This window comes from Streptomyces sp. NPDC021093 (assembly GCF_044333135.1).
Taxonomy (GTDB): domain Bacteria; phylum Actinomycetota; class Actinomycetes; order Streptomycetales; family Streptomycetaceae; genus Streptomyces.
This window is the reverse complement of sequence record NZ_JBIRQJ010000001.1, coordinates 324,535-345,176: the sequence shown is the minus strand read 5'-3', so window position 1 is coordinate 345,176 and position 20,642 is coordinate 324,535. Positions and strand designations below refer to the sequence as shown.

The 20,642-nt window shown below is 71.5% G+C and carries 22 protein-coding genes; 13 read left to right on the top strand and 9 right to left on the bottom strand.

Going from position 1 to position 20,642, the window contains the following annotated elements:
- The first annotated feature begins 92 nt into the window (after positions 1-92).
- A complete protein-coding gene (locus ACH4SP_RS01580; protein ID WP_398408159.1) occupies positions 93-1,067 on the top strand; it encodes an FG-GAP repeat domain-containing protein in 975 nt (324 codons plus the stop codon).
- Between the two features lie 209 nt (positions 1,068-1,276).
- Positions 1,277-2,545 carry a phospholipase D-like domain-containing protein gene (locus ACH4SP_RS01575; RefSeq protein ID WP_398408158.1) on the top strand — a complete coding sequence of 423 codons (1,269 nt, stop codon included), beginning with the start codon at positions 1,277-1,279 and terminating at the stop codon, positions 2,543-2,545.
- Between the two features lie 37 nt (positions 2,546-2,582).
- Here the strand turns inward: ACH4SP_RS01575 and ACH4SP_RS01570 are convergent, their stop codons facing one another.
- The gene (locus tag ACH4SP_RS01570) at positions 2,583-3,503 is read right to left on the bottom strand and encodes a carbon-nitrogen hydrolase family protein (RefSeq protein WP_398408157.1); all 921 of its coding nucleotides are present in this window, start codon (positions 3,501-3,503) and stop codon (positions 2,583-2,585) included.
- A gap of 121 nt (positions 3,504-3,624) precedes the next feature.
- On the opposite strand from ACH4SP_RS01570, the gene ACH4SP_RS01565 reads away from it, so the two are divergent.
- The 5 genes from ACH4SP_RS01565 (at position 3,625) to ACH4SP_RS01545 (ending at position 8,887) form a co-directional block, all read left to right on the top strand.
- The gene (locus tag ACH4SP_RS01565) at positions 3,625-4,020 is read left to right on the top strand and encodes a molybdopterin-binding protein (protein ID WP_398408156.1); all 396 of its coding nucleotides are present in this window, start codon (positions 3,625-3,627) and stop codon (positions 4,018-4,020) included.
- A 45-nt stretch (positions 4,021-4,065) separates the two neighbouring features.
- Complete coding sequence (gene modA / locus ACH4SP_RS01560; RefSeq protein WP_398408155.1) at positions 4,066-4,893, top strand: molybdate ABC transporter substrate-binding protein; 828 nt, start codon at positions 4,066-4,068, stop codon at positions 4,891-4,893.
- A gap of 86 nt (positions 4,894-4,979) precedes the next feature.
- Positions 4,980-6,971, top strand: coding sequence for an ABC transporter permease (locus tag ACH4SP_RS01555; RefSeq protein WP_398408154.1), 1,992 nt, complete (start codon positions 4,980-4,982; stop codon positions 6,969-6,971).
- A gap of 29 nt (positions 6,972-7,000) precedes the next feature.
- On the top strand, positions 7,001-7,876 hold the full coding sequence (locus ACH4SP_RS01550) for a DUF4344 domain-containing metallopeptidase (protein WP_398408153.1): 876 nt from the start codon (positions 7,001-7,003) through the stop codon (positions 7,874-7,876).
- Positions 7,877-8,026: 150 nt separating this feature from the next.
- Positions 8,027-8,887: an alpha/beta hydrolase gene (locus tag ACH4SP_RS01545; protein WP_398408152.1), complete on the top strand. Its 861-nt coding sequence runs from the start codon at positions 8,027-8,029 to the stop codon at positions 8,885-8,887.
- A 7-nt stretch (positions 8,888-8,894) separates the two neighbouring features.
- Here the strand turns inward: ACH4SP_RS01545 and ACH4SP_RS01540 are convergent, their stop codons facing one another.
- Complete coding sequence (locus ACH4SP_RS01540) at positions 8,895-9,296, bottom strand: RidA family protein (RefSeq protein WP_398408151.1); 402 nt, start codon at positions 9,294-9,296, stop codon at positions 8,895-8,897.
- A 138-nt stretch (positions 9,297-9,434) separates the two neighbouring features.
- Between ACH4SP_RS01540 and ACH4SP_RS01535 the strand changes: the two genes are divergently transcribed.
- Positions 9,435-10,433 carry a helix-turn-helix transcriptional regulator gene (locus ACH4SP_RS01535; RefSeq protein WP_398408150.1) on the top strand — a complete coding sequence of 333 codons (999 nt, stop codon included), beginning with the start codon at positions 9,435-9,437 and terminating at the stop codon, positions 10,431-10,433.
- Between the two features lie 7 nt (positions 10,434-10,440).
- On the opposite strand, the gene ACH4SP_RS01530 is transcribed toward ACH4SP_RS01535, so the two are convergent.
- The 6 genes from ACH4SP_RS01530 to ACH4SP_RS01505 all read right to left on the bottom strand — a co-directional run bounded on the left by ACH4SP_RS01530 (position 10,441) and on the right by ACH4SP_RS01505 (position 15,643).
- Complete coding sequence (locus tag ACH4SP_RS01530; RefSeq protein WP_398408149.1) at positions 10,441-10,785, bottom strand: toxin-antitoxin system YwqK family antitoxin; 345 nt, start codon at positions 10,783-10,785, stop codon at positions 10,441-10,443.
- 86 nt (positions 10,786-10,871) lie between these two features.
- Positions 10,872-11,810 (bottom strand): aminoglycoside phosphotransferase family protein, encoded by a 939-nt coding sequence (locus ACH4SP_RS01525; RefSeq protein ID WP_398408148.1) that lies wholly within the window; start codon positions 11,808-11,810, stop codon positions 10,872-10,874.
- An 87-nt stretch (positions 11,811-11,897) separates the two neighbouring features.
- Positions 11,898-13,610 (bottom strand): murein biosynthesis integral membrane protein MurJ, encoded by a 1,713-nt coding sequence (gene murJ / locus ACH4SP_RS01520; protein ID WP_398408147.1) that lies wholly within the window; start codon positions 13,608-13,610, stop codon positions 11,898-11,900.
- Positions 13,611-13,633: 23 nt separating this feature from the next.
- Positions 13,634-14,047 (bottom strand): arsenate reductase ArsC, encoded by a 414-nt coding sequence (locus ACH4SP_RS01515; RefSeq protein ID WP_398409482.1) that lies wholly within the window; start codon positions 14,045-14,047, stop codon positions 13,634-13,636.
- Between the two features lie 61 nt (positions 14,048-14,108).
- Positions 14,109-15,260: an ACR3 family arsenite efflux transporter gene (gene arsB, locus ACH4SP_RS01510; RefSeq protein ID WP_398408146.1), complete on the bottom strand. Its 1,152-nt coding sequence runs from the start codon at positions 15,258-15,260 to the stop codon at positions 14,109-14,111.
- Positions 15,257-15,643 (bottom strand): ArsR/SmtB family transcription factor, encoded by a 387-nt coding sequence (locus ACH4SP_RS01505; RefSeq protein WP_398408145.1) that lies wholly within the window; start codon positions 15,641-15,643, stop codon positions 15,257-15,259. Before ACH4SP_RS01505 ends, arsB begins: the two co-directional genes overlap by 4 nt.
- Before the next feature lie 96 nt (positions 15,644-15,739).
- Between ACH4SP_RS01505 and arsM the strand changes: the two genes are divergently transcribed.
- The 5 genes from arsM to ACH4SP_RS01480 all read left to right on the top strand — a co-directional run bounded on the left by arsM (position 15,740) and on the right by ACH4SP_RS01480 (position 20,155).
- Entirely contained in the window at positions 15,740-16,594 is an 855-nt protein-coding gene (gene arsM, locus ACH4SP_RS01500; RefSeq protein ID WP_398408144.1) for an arsenite methyltransferase, read from the top strand.
- Between the two features lie 53 nt (positions 16,595-16,647).
- Positions 16,648-18,150 carry a CoA transferase gene (locus ACH4SP_RS01495; protein WP_398408143.1) on the top strand — a complete coding sequence of 501 codons (1,503 nt, stop codon included), beginning with the start codon at positions 16,648-16,650 and terminating at the stop codon, positions 18,148-18,150.
- Between the two features lie 50 nt (positions 18,151-18,200).
- Entirely contained in the window at positions 18,201-18,596 is a 396-nt protein-coding gene (locus ACH4SP_RS01490; RefSeq protein ID WP_398408142.1) for a hypothetical protein, read from the top strand.
- Between the two features lie 221 nt (positions 18,597-18,817).
- Complete coding sequence (locus ACH4SP_RS01485) at positions 18,818-19,534, top strand: 4'-phosphopantetheinyl transferase family protein (RefSeq protein WP_398408141.1); 717 nt, start codon at positions 18,818-18,820, stop codon at positions 19,532-19,534.
- A gap of 15 nt (positions 19,535-19,549) precedes the next feature.
- Positions 19,550-20,155 (top strand): hypothetical protein, encoded by a 606-nt coding sequence (locus ACH4SP_RS01480; RefSeq protein WP_398408140.1) that lies wholly within the window; start codon positions 19,550-19,552, stop codon positions 20,153-20,155.
- Between the two features lie 73 nt (positions 20,156-20,228).
- Here ACH4SP_RS01480 and ACH4SP_RS01475 read toward each other — a convergent pair whose 3' ends face one another.
- Complete coding sequence (locus ACH4SP_RS01475) at positions 20,229-20,603, bottom strand: MerR family transcriptional regulator (RefSeq protein ID WP_398408139.1); 375 nt, start codon at positions 20,601-20,603, stop codon at positions 20,229-20,231.
- Positions 20,604-20,642 lie beyond the last annotated feature (39 nt).

Below are 20,642 nucleotides of genomic sequence, written 5' to 3'. Positions count from 1 at the left end.
GGCAATTGCTGTGAAGCACCTGTGAAATTATCCCGGTGATCTTCGGCACGAACGCAGTCGTGCCGGTCGGCACCACACCGGGGGGATCTCCCATGACCTTCAACAAGCCCATGACCTCCAAGAAGCGCGGCCTCACGCGCACCGCGCTCACCGCCACCGCGCTCGTCGCCGCGATGGCGGTCACGGCCGGTACCGCCACCGCCGCGGGCACGCCCGCCGATTCCGAGAAGGCGCGTGCCGCAGCCGTCTCCGCGCACCAGCCCAAGGCCCCGAAGGCGCCCTCGGGCGCCGGTGCGAAGTTCCGCGCCGCCGCGCCCGGCGCGGTGGAGACGCCCACCTTCTCGATGACGGGCGTCCGCAAGCAGACCGGGCTCCTCGACCTGTTCTTCGCGGACGGGCAGGGCGGCTTCCGTGCCGCCTACGAGGTCGGCGTGGGCTACGACTGGGCCGCCGTCAGCATGGACGTCGACAACGACAAGGACGGTTACAGCGACGGCTCCTGGAGCATCTCCAAGGAAGGGATGATGAGCTACACCTGGACCGAGGACATGATCGCGCAGACCAAGGACATCGGTGGCGGCTGGCAGATATACAACAAGGTCCTGTCCCCCGGAAACCTCGGCGGCGCCGCGGAGGCCGACGTCATGGCCGTCGACAAGGCCGGTGTGATGTGGGTGTACCTGGCCTACCCGGACGGCCGGGTCGCCCAGCGCGTGCAGATCGGCGGCGGCTGGCAGCAGTACTCCGAGATCGCCGGACAGGCCGACCTGACCGGCGACGGCAAGGCCGACATCGTCGCCCGCGACAAGTCCGGCACGCTCTGGCTCTACCAGGGCACCGGCAACTACAAGGCCCCCTTCCAGGCGCGCACCCAGATCGGCGGCGGCTGGAACACGTACGACCGCCTGCTGTCCATCGGTGACCTCGACGGCGACGGAAAGTCCGACCTCGTCGCCCGCAAGGCCTCGGGCGAGCTGTTCCGCTACTCCGGTACGGGCTCGGCGAGCGCTCCGTACGCCAAGCCGGTCAAGATCGGCTGGGGATTCCAGTCGTACAACCTGCTGTAGTCCTGCTGCAGTCCTGCTGCAGTCCTGCTGTACTCAGGTGCCGTCCGGTGTGACCCAGCCCTGACGCCCATGCCCGTACGGTCGTACAACTGCCGTACGGGCATGGCCGGTTCGGCCACCCGGGAGCCGGAAACCCCCTAAGCTCACGTACCGAAAATGGCATGCTCACGCCTGCCGCTTCGGTCGTCGGTCTCCAGGGGGAACCACCCGTGCACTCTTCGCTCCACAGACGCCTCGCCACCTTCGCCACCGCGCTCGCGGTCGCCGCCGCCGGTCTCGTCCTCGGCCCCGTCCCGCAGGCCGGTGCGGCGGATGCGGCGGTTGCGGCGGACGCGGCGGTTCCGCCGATGGGGCCGGTCTTCAACCGGCCCACCGGCGACGCCGCCCAGCAGAACGCGATCCGAGACCGGGCGCGTGCGATGATCGCCGCCGCCGACCGCGGCTCGACCATCCAGATGGCGCTCTACCACTTCTGGGACAAGGCCTTCGCCCAGGAACTCGCCGCCGCGCACACCGACCGCGACATCAACGTCCAGGTCGTCCTCGACGAGACGACGGTCAGCACCGAGGACGTCGACGACGCCTCGTACGACACCCTCAGGACGGCACTCGGCACGGACATGTCGAAGCCGTCGTACGTGAAGCTGTGCGCCGCGGGCCGCTCCTGCCTCGGCCCGACCGCAGGAACGGGCATCAACCACAACAAGTTCCTGCTCTTCAGCAGCCTGGGCGGCGGTACGGCCAAGCAGGTCGTCCTCCAGATGACCTCCAACCTCACGCCCTCCAACTACCTCCGCTACTGGAACAGCGCCGTCGGTGTCGCGGGCAACGCGGAGCTCTACACCGCGTACACCGGCTACTTCGGGAAGCTCGGCAAGCAGGACCGCGCCAACTGGAAGTACACGTCCGCCAACGCGGGTGCGTACAAGGTCTACTTCTTCCCGCGCGCGGGCTCGGGCAATGACACCGACACCGTCGTGAACGCCCTCGACAACGTCGCCTGTACGTGGACCGACTCGGCCGGCACCCACCGCACCGCGATCCGCGCCGCCATGCTCAAGATCACCCGCCAGGGCGTCGCGGACAAGCTCCGCTCGCTGGCCGCCGCCGGCTGCACCGTCGACCTCGTCTACAGCGAGACCGACAGCGGCACCTGGAGCGCCCTGCACGGCCAGACCCGCCTCACCACCCGCTGCTACCAGCACGACGACGACGGGGACGCCAACGCCCCGAAGCCGACCCCGAACCGCATCGTGCACTCCAAGAACCTGATGATCGACGGCATGTACGCGGGCGCCCGCGAGAAGCTCGTCTTCACCGGGAGCCACAACTGGAGCGGCCCGGCCCTGCGCGACAACGACGAATCCATGGTCCGCATCAACGAGGCCGCGACCTACAACGCCTTCGTGACCAACTTCAACGACACCCGGGCGGCAGCGGTGCCCGGCACGGCGGACGACGTGGCGGCCTGCAAGTAGCGGCCCGTCGTCCTTCGCGGCCCGCCGTAGCCCGCCGTCAGTCGTGGAAGCGCGCGGGGGTGTGGCGGGTGCGGTCGACCCGCACGTCGAAGACGTCGCCGCGCGAGTAGTGGCCGACCGGGTCGAAGTTGTGGCGTTCGGCCCGGACGGCTGCGGGGTCGATGTCGGCGGTGAGGAGCAGCTCCTGCCCGGAGACCGGCGCGACGATCCATTCGCCGTCGGGACCCGCGAGGGCCGAACCGCCGTCGCAGCGGGAGACGCGGTCGGCGAGCCGGTCCCGGAAGGGGAAGTCCGAAGGGATGTCCGCGTACGAGAACAGGGCGCCGGCGGCGAGGGAGTAGACGCGGCCCTCCTGGGCGATGAACCGGGTGATGTCCCTGGTGTTGCGGGTGGAGCCCGGCCAGACCGACACATGGAGGTCCTCACCCTGGGAGTAGAGGGCGTGCCGGGCGAGCGGCATCCAATTTTCCCAGCAGTTCAGGCCGCCCACCCGGATGTCGTCGACCTGGTGGACGCGCAGCCCGTGGCCGTCGCCTGCTCCCCACACGAGGCGTTCCTCGAACGTCGGCATGAGCTTGCGGTGGGCGCTGACGATGCCGTGTGCGGGGGAGACGGCGAGCAGCGTGCAGTAGACGGTGCCGTGCACGCGCTCCGTGATGCCGAGATAGGTGAAGACACCGAGGTCGCGGACGGCCTCGGTGATCCTGGCGAGGTGCGGTCCGGTCAGCTCGACCGCGGCGTCGAGGTAGGCGGCGTACGCCCGTTTCTGCTCGGGATCGTTGAACCGCGCGCCGTCGGTGTGCTTCAGCCAGAACGGATAGCCCGACAGGAACGTCTCGGGGAACGCCACCAGGCCGACGTCGTCCGCGGCTGCCTTCTCCAGGTACTCGACCACCTTGGCCGTACCGGCGTCGGGATCCAGCCAGGGGCAACGGAGTTGAGCTGCGGCGACACGCATGGGGCGAGTCTGGCACACGCGAACATGCGTCCGTGTGTTCCTCTGAGAGGTACCGCATCTGCCATGGAGCTTCGCATCAAACCTTTGTAGATGCGAGCTTGGAGCGCATATTGTGCGGCACATGCAGTCCTACACCATCGGTCAGGCCGCGCGTCTGCTCGGCGTCAGTCCCGACACGGCCCGGCGCTGGGCGGACGCCGGGCGGGTCGCAACCCATCGCGACGAGAGCGGGCGTCGGCTCGTCGACGGCCGGGACCTCGCCGCGTTCTCCGTCGAGGTAGCCCAGAGCGGCACCGGCGAGGAGGACGCCTCGTACACCTCGGCCCGCAACGCGTTCCCCGGCATCGTCACCGCGGTCAAGCTCGGCGACGTGGCGGCCCAGGTGGAGATCCAGGCCGGGCCGCACCGGCTCGTCTCGCTCCTGACCCGGGAGGCCGTCGAGGAGCTGGGTCTTGAGGTCGGCATGCAGGCCACGGCCCGCGTGAAGTCGACCAGTGTGCACATCGACCGCGCCTGATCCCTCGCCAACGCGCCTGATCCCTCGTTAAGGAGTCCCACCCTCATGTCCCTCGCGCTCCCTTTCACCGGATTCACCCGACGCCGTACCGCAGCCGCGATCGTCACAGCGGCTCTCCTCGTTCCGCTGGCCGCGTGCGGCAGTGGTGGCGACAGTGACAAGAAGGGCGCGGTCGGCCAGGCCCCGGCAGCGGCCGACGGAGCCCCGAAGGCCGATCTGACGGTGCTGGCCGCAGCCTCCCTCACCGACGTCTTCAAGACCGCGGGCGCCGCGTACGAGAAGGCGCACCCGGGTACGAAGGTGAAGTTCTCCTTCGCCGGATCGCAGGAGCTGGCGACCCAGGTCAAGCAGGGCTCGCCCGCGGACGCCCTGGTCACCGCCGACACGAAGACGATGGACGGGCTGAAGTCCGATACCGGCGCCCCGACCGTCATCGCCAAGAACCGCCTCGTCATCGCGACGGGCAAGGGCAACCCGGAGAAGGTCGGCAGTCTGGGGGACCTCGCCGACACCAAGCTGAAGGTCGTCCTCGCTGCGCCCGAGGTGCCGGTCGGCCGGTACAGCAAGAAGATCCTGGACGCCCAGAAGATCGTCGTGAAGCCGGTCTCGCAGGAGCCCAGCGTGCGCGCCGTGCTCAGCAAGGTCGAGCTGGGCGAGGCCGACGCCGGTCTCGTCTACAGGACCGACGCCGCCACGGCCACCGACAAGGTCGAAGCCATCGACATCCCGGACGCGCAGAACGCGGTCGCCTCCTACCCGGCCGCCACGCTCAAGACGTCCAAGAACTCGGCCGCCGCGGCCGAGTTCGTGAAGTGGCTCTCCGCCCCCGAGGCGCAGAAGATCCTGCAGGGCGCGGGCTTCCAGAAGCCGTAACCCGGTGGACACTCGTGCGGGCGGCCTACGTACTTGTGCGGAGGCCGCCCGCACGGCACTTTCCGACCCCAGCTTCAGGAACCTCGATGAAACACCTCCGCAGCCGCACGACCGGTACCCGCAGCACCACCACCGGCAGCCGCGGCCGCACCACCGGCACCCGCGCCCCGATCGCCCTCGCCGTTCCCGCGCTCGTGGCCGTCGCCTTCCTGCTGCTGCCGCTGATCGGGATCCTCGCCCGCACCTCGTGGGGCGAGCTGGGTACGCATCTGACCAGCCCCGGGACCACCGAGGCGCTCACCCTGTCGCTGGTCGTCTCCGCCTGGGCGCTGGGGTTCTCCGTCGTCCTCGGCGTCCCGCTGGCCTGGCTGCTGGCCCGCGTCGACTTCCCGGGCAAGGCGTTCGTCCGCTCCCTCGTGCTCCTGCCGATGGTGCTGCCACCCACTGTCGGCGGTGTCGCGCTCCTCCTCGCCTTCGGCCGCCGCGGGCTGCTCGGACCGTGGCTGGAGGACACGTTCGGCATCACGCTGCCCTTCAACACGGCGGGGGCGGTGGTCGCCGCGACCTTCGTCGCGATGCCGTTCCTGGTCATCAGCCTCGAAGGCGCGCTCGGCGGGCTGCGACCCCGGTACGAGGAGACGGCGGCATCCCTGGGCGCCTCGCCGCTGCGGGTCTTCTTCACCGTCACTCTGCCGATGGTCGCCCCTGGGCTCGCGGCGGGCGCCGCGCTCACCTGGGCACGCGCGCTCGGGGAGTTCGGCGCGACCATCACCTTCGCCGGGAACCTCCCCGGCACCACCCAGACCCTGCCCCTCCAGGTCTACCTGCTGCTCCAGGAGAGCCCGGAGGCCGCCACCTCGGTCTCGCTGCTCCTGCTCGCGGTCGCCATGGCCGTACTCATCGCGCTGCGCGGACGCTGGACGGGCACCCCGAACACCACCGCGAAGGCGGCACGGGACCGGACGGACGAGCCGGAGCCCGGTCCCGTGCAGGACGCCGACTCCGCTCCGCCCGTCCGCTCCAGCCCCGATGCCGTACGGGAGAACTGGCCGCTGCACGCCGAAGTCACCGGCTTCAACCAGCTCACCCTCGACGCGGAACCCGGCACCACCATCGCCGTCGTCGGCCCCAACGGCGCGGGCAAGACCACCCTCCTGCGCGCCCTCCTCGGCCTCACCCCCCGCGCCCACGCCGAGCTCCGGCTCGGCGGCACCGACGTCAGCGCGCTGCCCCCGCACCGGCGCGGCGTCGCCTGGGTGCCGCAGGACGGCGCACTGTTCCCGCACCTCAGCGCACTGGCCAACACCGCTTACGGACTGCGCGCCCACAAGGTCCCGCGGGCCGAGGCCCGCCGCAGCGCCCAGGAGTGGCTCGACCGCCTCGGCGTCGGCCACCTGGCCGCCCGCAAACCCTCCCAGCTCTCCGGCGGTCAGGCCCAACGCGTCGCCCTGGCAAGGGCGTTGGCGGCCCGCCCCCGCCTGCTCCTCCTCGACGAACCCCTCGCCGCCCTCGACCAGACCACCCGCGGAAACGTGCGCCACACCCTGCGAACCCACCTCGCCGACTTCGGCGGCGTCTGCCTGATCGTCACCCACGACCCGGTCGAAGCGGTCTCCCTCGCCGACCGCGTCCTCGTCCTCGAAGACGGCCGGGCCCTCCAGGACGCGGCACCCGCCGAAGTCACCCGCCACCCGCGTTCCCCCTGGGTCGCCCGCATGCTCGGCCGCAACGCCTGGCCCGGCACCGCCACCCCGGACGGACTCCGGCTCCAGGACGGCGGCAGCCTCGTCATCGCCGATCCCCTGCCCGCCGGCACACCCGCCCTCGCCGTGATCGCCCCGGAAGCGGTCTCCGTGCACCGCGACAAGCCGGGCGGCAGCCCGCGCAACATCTGGGCGGGCACCGTCCGGGAGATCACCACCAGCGGCAGCCGCCTCCGCGTCCTCATCACCTCGCCGCACGCCCCCGACCTCGTCGCCGAAATCACCCCGCAGGCCGCCGCCGAACTCGGCCTGGCCGACGGGTCCCCGGTGTGGACCAGCATCAAGGCGACGGAAGCGACCGTCGTGCGTCTCTAAGGTCAGTCGTGCGTCTCTAAGATCATGGGATGGCACGGAATCGGACCCGCGTACGGACAGGGGCGGGGGCAGGGGCGCGGACGCGAACGGCGGGCGTCGCGGTGGCCGTCGCCCTGCTGACGGCAGCAGGCTCCGCGTGCCAGGCACCCCCGGCCGTCTCCGTACCGCGCCAGGTCGTCACCGTACGGTACGAGGATCCGGCGCCGGCCGATCAGCGGGACGCCGCGTTCCTGCGCGAGCGGAAGACGGCGGAGGAGGCCGCATCCGCCCTGGCCGGATTCCTGGACTGGGGAGACCGGGCGCCGGTTCCGCTCGTCGTCAAGTCCTGTGCGGGGGAGGGGTCTTCGTACGATCCGGAGGCCCGGCGCATCGAGATCTGCTACGACGAGGTCACCGAGACGCGCGAGCTCTTCCGGGAGGGCGGCCACCGGCGGGCCACCGCGGACGACGTCCGCGCCGTACTCATCGAAACGCTCTTCCACGAGTCCGCCCACGCCCTCGTCGACGTCCTCGGGCTCAGGCTGCCGGGCAGCGAGGAGGACCTGGCGGACCAGTTCGCGGCCCTGATGCTGCTGCGCGAGGGGGAGCCGGGCGCGCGGCGGCTGCGCGCGGCGGCCGAGGCGTGGCGGATGTCCGCCGAGGTGTACGAGGACGACGAGGAAGCGGCGACGGACGGGGAGGCGACGGCTGACGAGCACGCCCCGGACCAGGAACGTGCCGTCAACCAGCTGTGCTACGCCTACGGGTCCGCGCGCGAGGGACACCGGGACCCGGCGGGCACGGGCGGCCTTCCCGCCGCCAGGGCCGCCGGGTGCGAGAAGGAGTGGTCCGCGGTGCGCACGAAGTGGACGAACGCGCTCCAAGAGGTCCTGGCCGGTCCCGGAAGCGGCGGCAACCGGCCCTGACTGCCGTGCGGCGTCCAGCCGTGGGCCGGTGGCTTTCGGTCATCCGGCCAAGTGCAGGAAGAGCCGCGGGCGGTCGCCCGTACGGCCGGTATCGTGCGATCCGGCCCGTGCCGGGCAGCGTGTTCACTCCCCCTCGGAGGCCGAGACCGTATGACCGACATGAGCACCGATACGAGCAGCGACACGAGCACCGATACGAGCAGTGATACGAGCGGGGTGAGCCCGGTCGGGGCCGACGTGCCCCGCCGGGACACCGAACTCCCCGCCCCAGTAAGGCACTTCAGCATCGACTGCGACGGCGAGACCCTCAGCTGTGCGGAGGTCGTCCCGCGCGCCTCGCGCGCCCCGTCGCCCCTCGCCGCCGTGGTACTCCACGGCGCCGGCAACGGCGACAAGCAGAGCCCCACCGTCCTCGCCACGCACCTCGCCGCCCGCGGCCACCACGCCCTCGCCTTCGACTTCTCCGGCCACGGCGCCAGTACCGGCCTGCTCCGCGAGCTCAGCCTGCGGCGTCGTTTCGAGCAGGCCCGTACCGTCATCGACTCCCAACTCCCCGCTGCCCGAGGCCTGTTGCTGATCGGATTCAGCATGAGCGGCCAGACCGTCGCCGACCTGGCCGCGCACTACGGGCCCCGGGTCGCGGCCGTCGGGCTCGGCGCACCGGCGGTGTACGCGGCCGAGGCGTGGCCGGTCCCGTTCGGGGCGGGCTTCACCGGGATCATCCGTACGCCGGACAGCTGGCGCACTTCCCCCGCCCTGGACGCCCTGCGGGACCTGCCGGGCACCGCACGCGCCGTACTCGCCACCCCTGCGGTCGACGCGGTGATCCCGCCGACGGTCACCGAGGCCGTTGACAAGGCGCTCGACTCCTCCGACGCGTACTACAGCCGACTCGTGTTCCCGGCCGCCGACCACCGGATGAGCATGTGGTTCGCGAGCGACGGGACTTCGCGCACAGCCTTCCTCGACGCACTGCTCGGAGCAGGGGACACGTGCCGCAGCCGTACGTGACGTCGCATCACGCGACGGCGGTCCCCTCCAGCTCGACCAGCAGGCTCGGGACCGCCAGCCGGGCCACCCCGAGCATCGTGGAGGCCGGCGCCACCCCGGCAGCGCCCAACCGCGCCGTCAGCGCGCCGTAGTGCGGGAGGAGCCGATCGACGTCGGTCGTGTAAATGGTGAGCCGGACGAGGTTCGCGAGAGACATACCGGCCTCGCCGAGCACGGCCTCCAGGTTGTCGATGCTCAGCGCCAACTGCGCCGCCATGTCGCCGTCGTGCTGGGGCTTGCCGTCGCCGTCCGTCGCGGTCTGCCCCGAGGTGTACAGGGTCCGGGTGTGCCCGGAGACGACCTCACCCTGGTTGAACCCGAGCTCCGTCGACCACGTCACCGGGTTGACCGCCGTTCGTTCCACTGTCATGTCAGCTCCATTCGATCCATGGGGAGTGCGTGCGTACGTCCGTCCGTCGGCTCGGTGGCCACCGGCTGCGACGGTGTGTTGAGGAGCCTCGCAGCAAATCACGACATCCTTGGTCACGTATTCCGATAAATTCTTCGCATGTGTGCCGACCGGTTGATATCGCTGATGCTGCTGCTGCGTCAGCGCGGTCGGCTGACCGCGGACACGCTGGCCCGGGAGCTGGAGGTGTCCACCCGTACGGTGCTGCGCGACATCGAGGCGCTGTCCGCGGCCGGCGTCCCGGTCTACGCCGAACGCGGCAGGCACGGCGGGTTCGCGTTGTTGCCCGGCTTCCGGACCGAGTTCACCGGACTGAACCATGACACCGAGTTCACCGGACTGAACCACGACGAGGCCCTCGCCCTGCTGACCGCGGGGTCGGTCCGCGGTCAGCAGGTGCTAGGCCTCGGCCCGGCGCTCGCTTCGGCCATGCGCAAGGTGGTCGACGCGCTGCCCGAAAGTCATCGCGCCTCCGCGAGCGATGCCGCTCGGCGATTTCTCGTCGACCCGGAGACCGACCTGCTCGCACGCCGGCGGGTCACCGAGGAGGTGCCCGGCACGACGATGACCGAGGTCAGGCGCGCGGTGCTCGCCGGGCACAGGCTCCGCATCCACTACGCGGCCACCGGCCGGCCGCCACAGTGGCGGACGGTGGATCCGATCGGCCTGGTCACCGCACGGGACCGGGGCTACTTGCTGGCCACGAGATCCGGCGCGGACCGCACCTATCGGCTGTCGCGGGTGCTGGCAGCCGAGGAACTCCCCGAACCGGCACAGCGGCCGGACCGGGTCGATCTGGACCGGATCTGGCGGGAGCGCAGCGCGCGGTTCCTCTCCGGCGGCGACCACCTCACCGTGCTGGTACGGGTGGACCCGGCGCGGCGGGAGGAGCTGCTGGACACCGCGCTTGCCGTCCGCGCGGAAGAGCCCGATGCGGACGGCCGGCTGCGGCTGGAGGTGACCTTCCAGGATTCACGGCACGCCGAATGGGCGCTGTGGCAGCTCGGCACGGACGCGGAAGCCCTGGCCCCGCAGTCGTTGCGCACCTCCCTGCGCGACCGCGCCGCCGCGATCGTCACCCGCTACGGGGACTCGTAGGGGCGGTTCAGCGGTGGATCCTGCGCTTCACCACTTCGCCCGCGTCGTCGTACGTGACCCACTCGCCGGTCCTCCTGCCGAGGGCGTACGTTCCCTCGTCCAGCAGGGCGCCCGTGCTGTGCCACCGTCGCCAGGGTCCGTCCTGCTGGCCGGCCACGAAGGCGCCCTGCTGAAGGGGGCCGCCGTCGGACCGGTACCAGGCCCACTCGCCGTCCAGCCGGCCCGCCGCGTAGCTGCCGGTCGCCTTCGTACGGCCGTTGCGGAAGTAGAACGTCCATGGGCCCACCCGTCGGCCGTCCGCGCTGTCGCCCCGGCCCGACACGGTTCCGTCCTTGAAACGCTCCACTGCCATGGGGGCATCGTCGCCGATTTCCCCATACCGGTCCACCGGTTCGCTGCTCCGGGGAGACGGCTCGCGGGGCCGGCGGTGCGGGCGGCTCACTCCCGGGCCGCGAGCCCCGCGTCCACCAGTACTTCCCCGATGACGTGCCGCGAGTTGGCCGCGAGCGCCGGGTTCGTGGTCCGGTAGTACGGGAGCTGGATGAGCGAGATGCTCAGTGCCCACGCCCGCCCGAGCTCCCACGTGGCGTCGTCCACCCGGAGCTGGGTACGGAAGGCGGTCCTGGCCTCGGCGGGGAGGAGGTTCCAGGCCGGGATCAGGTCGACGGTGGGACTGCCGACGCCCACGGTGCCGAAGTCGATGACGGCGGAGAGCCGGCCGTCGTGCAGCAGGACGTTGCCGGGCGAGAGGTCGCCGTGCACCCAGTGCACCTCACCGGTGCCCGCACTCCCGGGAAGCGCGAGCGCCGAGTCCCACACCGCGGTCACCGCGTCGACGTCCACGCCCTCCTCCGGAAGGCCGCGCAACTCCTCGATGGCCCGGCGGGTCCCCGCGTCCCGGCCCGGCGAGGCGAGCGGCCCGCCCCGCCCGCAGACGGGTGCGTCAGGAACGGGCGCGATCCGCCGCAGGGCCGTCACGAACTCCGCCAACTCCTTTGCCAGCAAGGCGGGTTCGGGTACGTTCCCGGCCTCGGGGTTGCTCCCCTCCAGCCACCGGTAGACCGACCAGGCCCACGGAAAGCCTTCGCCCGCCGCCCCCACCCCGACGGGCGCGGGAATCGGCACCGGGAGCCGGGCCCCCAGCTCGGGCAGCCACCGCTGCTCCCGCTCCACGTCGTCGACGGCCCTGGCGATCCGGGGCAGCCGCACGGCCAGGTCAGGACCGAGCCGGAACATCGCGTTCTCCGTACCCGACGACGCGACAGCCTCGACCGGAAGCCCGGCCCACTGCGGGAACTGGGCAGCGACCAGGCGTCGTACGAGAGGAACGTCGATGTCGGCCTCGTCGGCATGCATCTTGCTACTGGCGGCACACATGGCCCCGATCATCCCCGCAGCGGCCCCCGGGCGCGCGCGAATTTCCGCGCGCGCCCACATCCGTGCCTGCTACGCCTGCGCCCGCTGCTACGCCTGCGCCCGCCGCCTGCCAAGACCCGGCAGGCTCCGCAGCTCCTCGACCCGCATGGCCTTCGCGAGGAGCACGAAGACCAGCAGCATCGCCGCACCCCCGGCCACCAGACTCACGGCCGGTGCCCAGCCCGCCGGCACGGCGTCGGAGCAGACGCGGGCCACGGCCCACCCGGCGGCCCCGGCCACGAGCGAGGCCGCGGTCAGCTTGCCGTAGGTGACGGCCACTTGCCGCCCGTCGAGCCGCCCCTCCAGCCGGCGGCGCAGACGCCACGCGGTGAGCAGGAGCCCGAGGGCGTACGAGAGCGCGTACGCACCCGCGAGGCCGACGACCGACCAGCGCGGGGGCAGCAGCAGATGGCAGCCGGTGGCCAGGGCGATGTTCGCGGCGCTGATCCACAGCGCCATCCAGAACGGCGTCCGCGTGTCCTCGAAGGCGTAGAAGCCGCGCAGCAGCATGTACTGCGCGGAGAACGGGATCAGGCCGAGCCCGAACGCCTGCAGCATCTGGCCGAGGGGCACGACGCTCTGCGGGTCGGCGGCCGGCCCGTGGGTGAAGATCACCTGCGCGAGCTCCGGGCCCAGCGCGGCGAAGAAGAACGCCGCGGGGACGATGATCACGCCGCTGGTGCGCAGCGCCCGGGAGAGGTCGCCGCGCAGGTCGTCCAGCCGGTGCTCGGCGACGGCCCGGCTCATCTGCGGCAGCAGGGCCGTCACGAGGGACACGGTGACGACCGACTGGGGGAGGGAGAAGATGGTGTTCGCGTAGGTGTAGGAGGAGAATCCGACGCCCGCGGTGGGGAGTTCGGTGTCGGCCGCGGAGGCGTAACGCGTCACGACCGTGCTCGCCGCCAGGTTCGCCAGGACGAACAGCAGTGTCCACCGCGCCGCGCTGATGCTCTTGCCGAGCCCGGTCCCGCGCCAGTCGAAGCGCGGCCGGAACCGGAAACCGGCCGCCCGCGCGAAGGGGACCAGCGACAGTGCCTGCACGGCGAGCGCCAGCGTCGTACCCGCGCCGAGCAGGGTGACCTGCGTCGACGTGATGTCCTGCACCGTGTCCGGCACGGCCATCAGGCCGACGTACGCCCCGAACATCCCGATCAGGATGATGTTGTTGAGGACGGGCGTCCACATCATCGCCCCGAACTTGCCGCGCGCGTTGAGCACTTGGCCCAGGATGCTGAACAGCCCGTAGAAGAAGATCTGCGGGAGGAGGAACCTGGCGAAGACGACGGTCAGTTGGAACGCCTCGTGGGTTTCCGGCGTGTCGCTCTGGTAGACGCTGATGATCTGCGGCGCCGCCCACACCGCCAGCAGCGTGCCGACGCCGAGCACCGACATCGTCAGGGTGACGAGCCGCTGCTCGAACGCCCGCCCGCCGTCGGCGTGTTCCAGCCGGGCCCGTACCAGCTGCGGTACGAGGACGGAGTTGAGCGCACCGCCGATGAGGAGGAAGTACAGGCTCGCGGGGACGACGTTGGCCTGGTTGTACGTGGTCGCGAGGAGGCCGGTGCCGAGCGCCCCGGCCTGAAGGACCGTCCGCAGCAGCCCCGTCGCCCGGGACACGACGGTCCCAGCGGCCATGAGTACGGACGGCCGTACTCGCGAGATCCCTGGTATGCGTGTCTGTTTCGGCTTGCGCCTCCGGCCGCCCCGTTTTTGCTTCTCCTGCGGCCGCGTTCCTGCTGTGGCCTGCGTACTCTCCGTCATGGGACCAATTTACGGAGGCGACTTCAGCCTTCTGCGGGCGGGAGGTCGCCCCGCAGTGTCCCGTCCCGCAGTGTCTCGTCCAGGAGGGTCTCGTCCCGCAGTGTCTCGTCCAGGAGGGTGCGGACGCGGGCTTCGATCGCGTCCCGGATCGGCCGGACCGCTTCGACGCCCTGTCCTGCCGGGTCGTCGAGCTTCCAGTCGAGGTACCGCTTGCCGGGGAAGACGGGGCAGGCGTCCCCGCAGCCCATGGTGATGACCACGTCGGACGCCCGGACGGCCTCGGTCGTCAGCAGCTTGGGGGTCTGGGCGGCGAGGTCGATGCCGACCTCGTGCATCGCCTCGACGACCGCCGGGTTCACCGAGTCCGCGGGGGCGGAACCCGCTGAGCGGACTTCGACCCGCCCCTGGGCGAGGTGGGTGAGGAAGGCGGCGGCCATCTGGGAACGGCCCGCGTTGTGGACGCAGACGAACAGGACGGAGGGCCTCGCGGACAGGGGTTCAGGCACGGGGGGAACCTTCCTCAGTGACGGCGACGGTCGCAGGGGCCGACAGGGACTCAAGGGACTCAAGGGACTCAGCGGCGGGAAACCAGCGGCGGGCCGCGAGGGCCACATGGACCAGGCCGATCAGTACGGGCACTTCGATGAGCGGGCCCACGACTCCGGCCAGGGCCTGCCCCGAGGAGGCGCCGAAAGTGGCGATGGCGACCGCGATGGCGAGCTCGAAGTTGTTGCCCGCCGCGGTGAACGCGAGCGTCGTGGCCTTCGGGTAATTGAGGCCGACGGCCTTGCCCAGCGCCATGGATCCGGCCCACATCACGGCGAAGTACACCAGCAGCGGCAGCGCGATCCGCAGTACGTCCACCGGCTGCGAGGTGATCGCGTCGCCCTGCAGGGCGAACAGCACGACGATCGTGAACAGCAGCCCGTAGAGCGCGAACGGGCCGATCCGCGGGATCAGCTTCGCCTCGTACCAGACCCGCCCCTTGGCCTTCTCGCCCAGCTTGCGGGTCAGGAATCCGGCGGCGAGGGGGATGCCGAGGAAGATGAGGACGCTGCGGGCGATCTCCCACACCGACACGTGCAGCCCGGTGGTCTCAAGACCGAGCCAGCCCGGCAGTACGGAGAGGTAGAACCAGCCCAGCAGGCCGAACGCGAACACCTGGAACACGGAGTTGAGGGCGACGAGGACGGCCGCGGCCTCCCGGTCGCCGCACGCCAGGTCGTTCCAGATGATCACCATGGCGATGCACCGGGCGAGGCCGACGACGATCAGCCCGGTCCGGTACTCGGGGAGATCCGGCAGGAAGAGCCAGGCCAGGGCGAACATCAGGGCAGGGCCCAGTACCCAGTTCAGGACCAGGGAGGGGAGAAGCAGGCGGCGATCGCGGGTGACCGAGTCGAGCCGGTCGTAGCGGACCTTGGCCAGCACCGGATACATCATCACCAGCAGGCCCAGCGCGATCGGCAGGGAGACGCCGGTGACGGTGACCTTCGCCAGCGCGTCCCCGAGGCCGGGCACGAGACGGCCGAGGCCGAGACCGGCGGCCATCGCGAGCAGGATCCACACTGCGAGGAAGCGGTCCAGGAAGGAGAGGCGGGCCGCGACCGGCGCGGTGGGGGCGGTCGCGGCGGTCGTCGTCCCGCTCATGACGCGGCCCCGGACGGCACTTCCGACTGAGGGTTCGCGAGGACTGCCGAGAGCCGGTCGGTCGTCGCGGGAAGCAGCCGGTAGTACACCCACGTCCCACGCCGCTCGGAGGCGATCAGCCCGGCCTGCTTCAGCAGCTTCAGATGATGGGAGATCGTCGGCTGGGACAGGTCGAACGCCGGAGTCAGGTCGCAGACGCAGATCTCCCCGCCCTCCCGCGACGCGATCATCGACAGCAGCCGCAGCCGGACCGGGTCGCCCAGGGCCTTGAACACCTTCGCCAGCTCGACGGCCCGGTCCTCGGCCATGGGGGCGCTCAGCAGGGTCGGACAGCATCCTCCGGCGCCGTCCTGGCCGAGCACCGGCAGTTCTTGATTCGACATGCTTCTATGTTGACGTTCTTCGATCCAGCGCGCAAGGTTGCATCGAGAAGTATCAATGCAGCCCGTTGGGGGCACCACTGCCGAGGAGTGAGGGTCATGACAGAGCAGCACACGGAGCAGCCCACCGTGCAGTCCGCCGAGCAGCACACCGACCTCCGCGAAACCGTCCGCCGCCGCTATGCGGCCGCCGCGCTCCAGGTCGCCGAGGGCGGCACCGCCTGCTGCGGACCGGCCGCGATCGAGGTCGACGAGAACTTCGGCGGAACCCTCTACGCCGCCACCGAGCGCGACGAACTGCCCGCCGAAGCCGTCGCCGCCTCGCTCGGCTGCGGAAACCCCACCGCGGTCGCCGACCTCAACGAGGGCGAGAGGGTCCTGGACCTCGGTTCCGGCGGCGGCATCGACGTCCTCCTCTCCGCCCGCCGGGTCGGCCCCACCGGCAAGGCGTACGGCCTCGACATGACCGAGGAAATGCTCGCCCTCGCCCTCGCCAACCAGAAGAAGGCCGGCGCCACCAACGTCGAGTTCCTCAAGGGCGCCATCGAGGCGGTCCCGCTGCCCGCGAACACCATCGACGTCGTCATCTCCAACTGCGTCGTGAACCTCTCCACCGACAAGCCCGCCGTCTTCGCCGAGACCTACCGGGTCCTCACCCCCGGCGGCCGGATCGGCATCTCCGACGTCGTCGCCGACGACACCCTCAGCCCCGAACAGCGGGCGGAACGCGGCGACCACGTCGGCTGCATCGCCGGAGCGCTCTCCTTCGCCGAGTACCGCCGGGGCCTCGCAGCCGCCGGATTCACCGGCATCGAGATCACCCCCACCCACTCCGTCGCCGACGGCATGCACTCCGCGATCATCCGCGCCACCAAGCCCGCTACTGCCCCGACCAGCGCTTCGGCCACCGCCTCCGGCACCGCCCCGTCGGCGGAGGGAGAGGCTGAGGCGTGATAGCTGGATCACATGCGGGCTCCGGCGGGGCCCGCATGTTGCATCCTGACGGGATGACGATCACCGACCGCGAGCGAGACCGCGACCCCGGGTCCGGTCCCACCCCCGACGCCGCGACCGCCCACGCCTGGTCGGCGCTCGGGGGGCCGCCGGGGCTCGTCGAGAAGGTCGCGTACGTGCGCGACGCGGGCGACGTGCTGTCCGCCCGGTTGCCGGTACGGGAGTTGGCACGGACATCGGTCGGCGTCTGCTCGCTTGCCGCCGCGGAACTGGCTGCGGCGCGCAACGGCGGGGAGGTGCCCGCGGTACGGGTCTCCGAAGGGGCCGTCGCCACGGCGTTCCACAGCGAGCGGGTGCTGCGGATGGACGGGCGCGCCCCGGTCAACTTCGCACCGCTGTCCGGCTTCTGGCGCACCGCCGACGGGTGGGTGCGCACGCATGCCAACTACCCGCACCACCGGGCCCGGCTGCTCGCCGCACTGGGCATCCCGGACGGCGGAGACGGCTCTCGGGACGACCGGGAGCTTGCGGAGGTGCTGGCGGGGGAGCTGGCGAAGCGTTCCGCGCGGCAGGTGCAGGAGGCGGTGTACGAGGCGGGCGGGCTCGCGGTGGCGTTGGCCCCGGCTCCGGCCGCGCCCGGCGACGTACCTCTGGTAGAGACGCGGCGGGCGGTCGGCGGTGCTGCCGTCGGTGGTACTGCTGTCGCCGGTGCCGCCGTCGCCGGTGCCGGGCGGCTGGCGGAGGCGCCGCTTCCGGCCGAGGGGGTACGGGTGCTGGACCTGACCCGGGTCCTCGCGGGACCGGTGGCCGCACGGACCCTCGGACTGCTCGGCGCGGACGTACTGCGCATCGACTCGCCGCACCTGCCGGAGGAGGCCGACACGTACGCCGACACCGGCATGGGCAAGCGCTCGACCCTGCTCGACCTCGCCGACGAGGACGACCGGCACACCTTCGATGCGCTCCTGGCCTCGGCCGACGTCGTCCTGTCCGGATACCGGCCCGGCGCCCTGGACTCCCTCGGGCTGGCCCCCGACGAGCTGCGGGAACGGCATCCCGGCCTGATCGTCGCCCAGCTCTGCGCCTGGGGCTGGACCGGACCGTGGGCCGGGCGGCGCGGCTTCGACAGCCTCGTACAGGTGGGGACCGGCATCGCGGCGATCGAGTCGGAGGGGAGGGAAGCGGGGACGGGAGCGGAGGCCGGTGACCGGCCGGGCGCCCTGCCCGCGCAGGCGCTGGACCACGGCACCGGGTACCTCATCGCGGCGGGCGTACTGCGTGCGTTGACGGAGCGTCAGAAGGACGGGCACGGCAGCCACTTGCGGTACTCGCTCGTCGGCACGGCGGCCTGGCTGATGCATGGGGACCTGCGGGCGGCGGAGGAGGATTCCGTCGTGGGCGGCGATTCGTACGATCCCCGGCAGTGGATGGGCGTCACCGAATCGCCGTACGGCAGGCTCGAACACGCGCTGCCTCCGGTGAGCTACGAGGGATCGCCGCACAACTGGGCGCGTTCGGTGAGTAGTTGGGGCACCGACCAGCCGGAGTGGCTGTGAGTTCTGTGAGTTCTGTGAGCGCTGTGAGTGATGTGAGTGCTGTGAGCGGTGTGAGCGAGGAACGGGGCACGTTCCCGCCCCGGCCGGTGCCGGGCGTGCGGGCGACGTACGCCCGTCAGGCCGGGTGTCCGGGCGACTTCGCGGCGGTCACGGTGGACTTCGAGCCCTGGGAGGAGGGCCTCGCCTTCGAGGTCGGCACAGGGGCCCGCGTACCGGACCTGCCGGAGGTGCCCGGGTACCTCGCGGCGCTGGAGGCGGGACTGCGGGAGGAACTCGAAGCAGGGGGAGCGGCTGCGGCCGTCGCCGTCATCCTCCAGGAACTGCGCGTTCACGAAATGGACTCGCGCGACGGCTCGTTCCGCGAGGCGGGCCGGATCGCCGTCCGAAACGCCTTCGGCAGGCTGTACGGCCCGCCGCCGTGCCCCGCGCGCAGGCCCGGAGGCTGACGGCTCCTACCCGTGTGATCCGCGCAGGCCGAAACGGTCTGCGCAGGCTGAAATGATCTACGCGGACCGAAGCGTGAAATGCTGCACCGGTCCCCGGTCCCCGGTCCAGGTCCAGGTCCAGTTCAAGTCCCGAGCCCCCGCCCCGACTACCCTGCGAGGCCCTGATGTTCGACTCTTCCGCAAGCTCTGCGAGCGAGGGACGCCCCTTGCGGGGCGCTCCGGTGGCAAGTGCGCTCCTCGCGCCGCGCACGCTGCTTCCCGGACCCCTCACGGGTGGCGTGTTCCTGCGTCCCCAAGAGGTCCCGGACATCTGGCAGTTGAGGGTTTCCGAGTACGACGCGGGGGCGGGCGCCGGAGCGTACGACATGTTCGACGCCGTCGAGCGCAAGCGTCACGCGGCCTTCCGCAGGGACATCGACCGGGAGCGCTACGCCGCCGCCCACGTCGGTCTCCGTCGGCTGCTCGGCGCGTACCTCGGTGAGGACCCGGCCGCGGTCGTACTCGGCCGTGAGGACTGCCCTCTCTGCCCGGAGCCCCACGGGCGCCCCTGCGTCCCCGGATCGGACCTCCACTTCTCGCTCTCGCACAGCGGTGACCTGGTCCTCTTCGCTTTCGGTCCGACTCCGGTCGGGATCGACGTCGAGCTCGTCCCCGATGTCGCCCAGACCGACGAGGTCGCCACCACCCTGCACCCCCGCGAGCGTGCCGAACTGGGCGCCCTCAGCGCGGACGACGCCGCGCGGCAGGCCGCGTTCGGCCGCTGCTGGTGCCGGAAGGAGGCGTACCTCAAGGGGACCGGGACGGGGATCGCCGTACCGATCGACGGTACGTACGTCGGCACCGGCCCCCGGCCGGGCGACATCCCCGGCTGGCGGCTGACGGACATCACCGTGGCACAGGGGTACGCCGCCGCGGTGGCCTACGCGGACGGCGAGTAACGGGTACGCCTGCCCGTGAATCCTGTGGTGGACGCGTTCACCCTCCTCCGTCGGGCGGCCGACCTCCTGCCGGACGGGGCCGTGTCCGCGAGCGGTGTCACGGCGGGGGACGTGCGCGAGGAGATCGGCTGCCGGGAGTGGGAGCTGGCGCTGTACCTCCTCGTCGACCTGGGCGACAGCCGCTCGGTCCGCGCCCCTCTGGCCTTCTGGGAGCTTCTCGCCGAGGCCGCGCGGCAGATGATGCTCGACCGCAGCAGCCGCTGGTGCCGGTGGCGGGCCCGCGAGACCGAGCACGGCGTCTTCCGCGCGACGCTGACGCTGCTGACGCCGGAAGAGGGCGGAACCCGCCGGAGCGCCTTCGACGGGGACGGCCGGCTCGTGCCCGTGTGGGACATCGGCCTCCGTACCGCCGACGGCGAACGGTCCACGAGCATCGCCAGGCTGTGGGTGGAATCGGCGGAGACCCTCGGGCCGGGCGAAACCGCCGACGTACGGCTGGCGCCCCTCACCCCCGAGCACTGGACGCACCTCGCACGCGGCGACGTGCTCATCATGCACGAGGGCAGGCCCGTCGTCGGCACGGCCACGGTGACCGAGGCCTCGCGCCCCGCACTTGGGTAGGTGCGGGGTGACCGAGGCCTCGCGCCCCGTACCCGGTTAGGTGCGCATACAGGGACGACGCGATTCGGCCGTCTCACCCCCGTACCGCCGACACCTCCGAAGCCGTTTCGATCACCTCGTCCAGGACCTCCTTCGACCGTGCCAGGTCCGCCATCATGCGGTCGATGCGGTCGCGTTCCGCCGTGAGTTCGGCGAGCAGGCGCGGGGTGGCGATGTCGGAGGGGCCGCCGTCGGTGTCGCGCATGCAGGGCAGCAGTTCGGCGATCTTCTTGCTGTGCAGGCCCGCCGCGTAGAGCTGCTGGATGAGTACGACCCGGTCCACGGCGCGCTCGGGATAGTCGCGGTGCCCGCCGGGCGTACGTTCCGAGGCCAGCAGCAGCTGCTTCTCGTAATAGCGCAGCGACCGCTCGCTCACTCCGGTCCGCGCCGACAGTTCCCCGATCCGCATTCCCGAACCCGTCTCTCACTCGCCGGACTTGAATCTGAC